The 3,060-nt window shown below is 70.5% G+C and carries 4 protein-coding genes; 3 read left to right on the forward strand and 1 reads right to left on the reverse strand.

Annotated elements, in window-relative coordinates:
- A partial coding sequence (locus ABZ749_RS32725) for a serine hydrolase domain-containing protein (protein WP_357234707.1) occupies positions 1-419 on the reverse strand: 419 nt, incomplete at its 3' end.
- Between the two features lie 108 nt (positions 420-527).
- Between ABZ749_RS32725 and ABZ749_RS32730 the strand changes: the two genes are divergently transcribed.
- The 3 genes from ABZ749_RS32730 (at position 528) to ABZ749_RS32740 (ending at position 3,032) form a co-directional block, all read left to right on the forward strand.
- Positions 528-1,001 carry an NfeD family protein gene (locus ABZ749_RS32730; RefSeq protein WP_355009697.1) on the forward strand — a complete coding sequence of 158 codons (474 nt, stop codon included), beginning with the start codon at positions 528-530 and terminating at the stop codon, positions 999-1,001.
- A gap of 4 nt (positions 1,002-1,005) precedes the next feature.
- Entirely contained in the window at positions 1,006-2,112 is a 1,107-nt protein-coding gene (locus ABZ749_RS32735) for an SPFH domain-containing protein (RefSeq protein WP_357234702.1), read from the forward strand.
- Between the two features lie 152 nt (positions 2,113-2,264).
- Positions 2,265-3,032 carry a hypothetical protein gene (locus ABZ749_RS32740; RefSeq protein WP_357234705.1) on the forward strand — a complete coding sequence of 256 codons (768 nt, stop codon included), beginning with the start codon at positions 2,265-2,267 and terminating at the stop codon, positions 3,030-3,032.
- Positions 3,033-3,060 lie beyond the last annotated feature (28 nt).

Genomic DNA, 3,060 nt, shown 5'->3' on the forward strand with positions numbered 1-3,060 from the left:
GGGTAGGCGATCTTGTCGGCGTTGAGGCCGTCAAGCAGCCTGGCCAGGTCGGCGCCCGCGCTCCGCTCCCACCAGTCGCCCTCGGGTTCGCGTTGCATGCCGCTGGCGTGCCCGAGCAGCTGACGCACTGTGAGCGCGCCCGCCGCGGTGCCGGGCAGGTGCCGTTCCAGCGGGTCGTCGAGGGAGAGCTGGCCGGCGTCACGCAACTGCATGATCAAGGTGGCGGTCATCGTCTTGCTGATCGAGCCCACCCGGTACTGCAGGTCGGCGTCCGGGCGGGGGTGCTCGCCGGCGGTGGCCAGGTGGACCAGCGTGCCGTCGCGGACCACGCCCAGCACCAGTGACGGGGTACGTCCGTCGATCTGCGCCTGGGCGACCTGGGTGTCGATCTGCCGGGCGGTCGCGGGCAGCAGGGTCACGGGGATCTCCTCGTTCGGCCGGTGAATGCGGTGGGCGGCGCTCGTGTCGCCGAGCCTACTGATGATCACGGGTGGGCTGCTCGTGCATTAACGTGTCACCCTTGCGGTGTGGACGCCGTGGTGTGGATCGTTTTGGGTGTGGTGCTGGCCGTCGCCGAGATTTTCACGACGACGCTATTTCTGATCATGTTCGGGGTCGGTGCGTTCGCCGCCGCCGGTGCGGCCGCACTGGGTGCGCCGGTCGCGGTGCAGGCACTGGTGTTCGCTGTGGTGTCGGCGTTGAGCCTGGTGGTGGTCCGACCGGTCATCCGGCGGCACAGCCGCTCCGCGCTGGAGAGCGGCGAGCAGCCGTTCGGCGTGGAGGCGATCGAGGGCTCCACGGCACTGGTGTTGGAACGGGTGGACGCCGAGCACGGCCTGGTCAAGATCGACGGTGAGTTGTGGACCGCCCGGTCGTACGACACGACGCAGACTTTCGAGCCCGGTGAACGGGTTCGGGTGATAAAGGTCCGGGGCGCGACAGCCCTGGTGTGGCAGGACGATGTTTCTTCCGCCGGCGAGTTGCCGGAAGCGAGAGGGTGAACCGATGACGGTCATAGGTGTGCTGATCATCGCGGTGGCGTTGATCGCCGTGATAACGCTGGCCAAGGCGGTGCGGATCGTGCCGCAGCAGCGCCAGGACGTGGTGGAACGGCTCGGCAAGTACAAGCGCACCCTCAACCCCGGCCTCAACCTGCTGGTGCCGTTCATCGACGCGGTCCGTACCAAGGTCGACATGCGGGAGCAGGTGGTCAGCTTCCCGCCCCAGCCGGTGATCACCTCGGACAACCTGGTGGTCTCGATCGACACGGTTCTCTACTTCAAGGTGGTCGACTCGGTCCGGGCGACCTACGAGATCTCCAGCTTCCTTCAGGCCATCGAGCAGTTGACCGTCACCACGCTGCGTAACGTGATCGGCTCGCTCGATCTGGAGCGGGCGCTCACCAGCCGGGACGAGATCAACAGGCACCTCTCGGGTGTGCTGGACGAGACCACCGGCCGCTGGGGCATCAAGGTGACCCGGGTCGAGATCAAGGCGATCGAGCCGCCGGCCAGCATCCGCGACTCCATGGAGAAGCAGATGCGCGCCGAGCGGGACCGTCGTGCGGCGATCCTCACCGCCGAGGGGCACAAGCAGTCGGTGATCCTCACCGCCGAGGGTGACAAGCAGTCCGCGGTGCTGCGGGCCGACGGTGACCGGCAGGCCCGGATCCTGCAGGCCGAGGGTCAGGCGAAGGCGATCCGGACGGTCTTCGACGCGATCCACCAGGCCAACCCGAGCCAGAAGGTGCTCGCCTACCAGTACCTGCAGGCCCTGCCGCAGATCGCCCAGGGCAGCGCCAACAAGGTCTGGATCGTCCCGGCCGAGCTGACCAAGGCCCTGGAGGGCATGGGTGGCGCGCTGGGCGGGCTGAGCCAGATGGTGGGGGACCTGCCCGCACCGGAGGCAGCCGAACACGCGAGCCAGGTCGAGCGGGAGGCTGCGGCGGCGGCGCAGGCGGCGGCGGACGCTGCCCAGCAGATCCACGACGAGGTACGCGTCGCCGAGGCGCAGGCCACCGGCGGCAAGGGGCCGCAAGGGCTGCCCGCGCCGGAGCCGGTGTCCCCGACCAGCCTCGTCGAGGACCCGGCCGACCAGCGCGAGCGCGGCTGATCCGATACGCCGGCCGCTCGGTCGGCTAAATACGAGAAAGACTCATGGGGCGCTCCGACGCCTGCCACGATCGGTCCTAGGACGGGTGGTGACCAGGCAATCGGGGCGCCCCGGCGCGTCGGTGCACCGCTCGACGACGAGCGAGGTGACGCATGAAGGATCCGGCGAAGCGGATGTGGTCCTCGGCCCCGGTGCCCGGCGCGCACGACCCGGTCGCCCCGCTGGGCTCCCGGCGCGGCGGTGGTGGGTTCGGCGTACTGCCCTTCGTCGGCGAGCCGACCCCGGGCGCCCCCGCCACGAACGCCAGTTGGGCCTGGTCGTTGCGTCGGTTCGCACGGGCGGCGGTCTGGCTGCTGCCCGCGTACGCCATCCTCTACGGTGCGGTGGCGATGGCCAGCGACGGAGGGGTGGGCAACGACCCCTATCCGGCCGACGGCCGGGCGGTCTACCTGATCGGCTGGGTGGCCGCGGTCTGGCTCGGCCTGCTCGCGCTGCTGGCGCTCACCGGGCTGCTGGCCGCGACCCGCAGCCGCCGGGTGGCCGCCGCCGGGTTGCTGGTCAGCATCGCCGGCACCGTGCTGATGCTGCCCTTCGCCGGGTTCGAGGAGCAGACGCCGGTCTTCGGCACCACCGCGCGGTCGCTGGTCCTGCTCGGCGCGACGTTCTACAGCGCGGGCTGGTTCCTCACCGGGTGGGCGGTGGCCCGCTCGGGCACCTTCAGCCTCGGCGACGGCGTCATGCTGATCATCGCCGCGCCGCTGCTCGGCCTCGGTGGTGCCCTGATCGGCTCGTTGCAGACCTTCGGCGCGATCTTCGTGCTGATCGCCGGCATCGGCATCGGCTACCGCTCCGGCCGCCTGATGCCCCGCGAAACCGCCAGAGACGCCGCCTCCGCCAGCCTGAGCACCCCAAACCCCTAAACCCCACCCCCGCGCCGGTCGCCCCGCG

Origin of the sequence: Micromonospora sp. NPDC047753 (assembly GCF_040642735.1) — a bacterium.
GTDB lineage: Bacteria > Actinomycetota > Actinomycetes > Mycobacteriales > Micromonosporaceae > Micromonospora.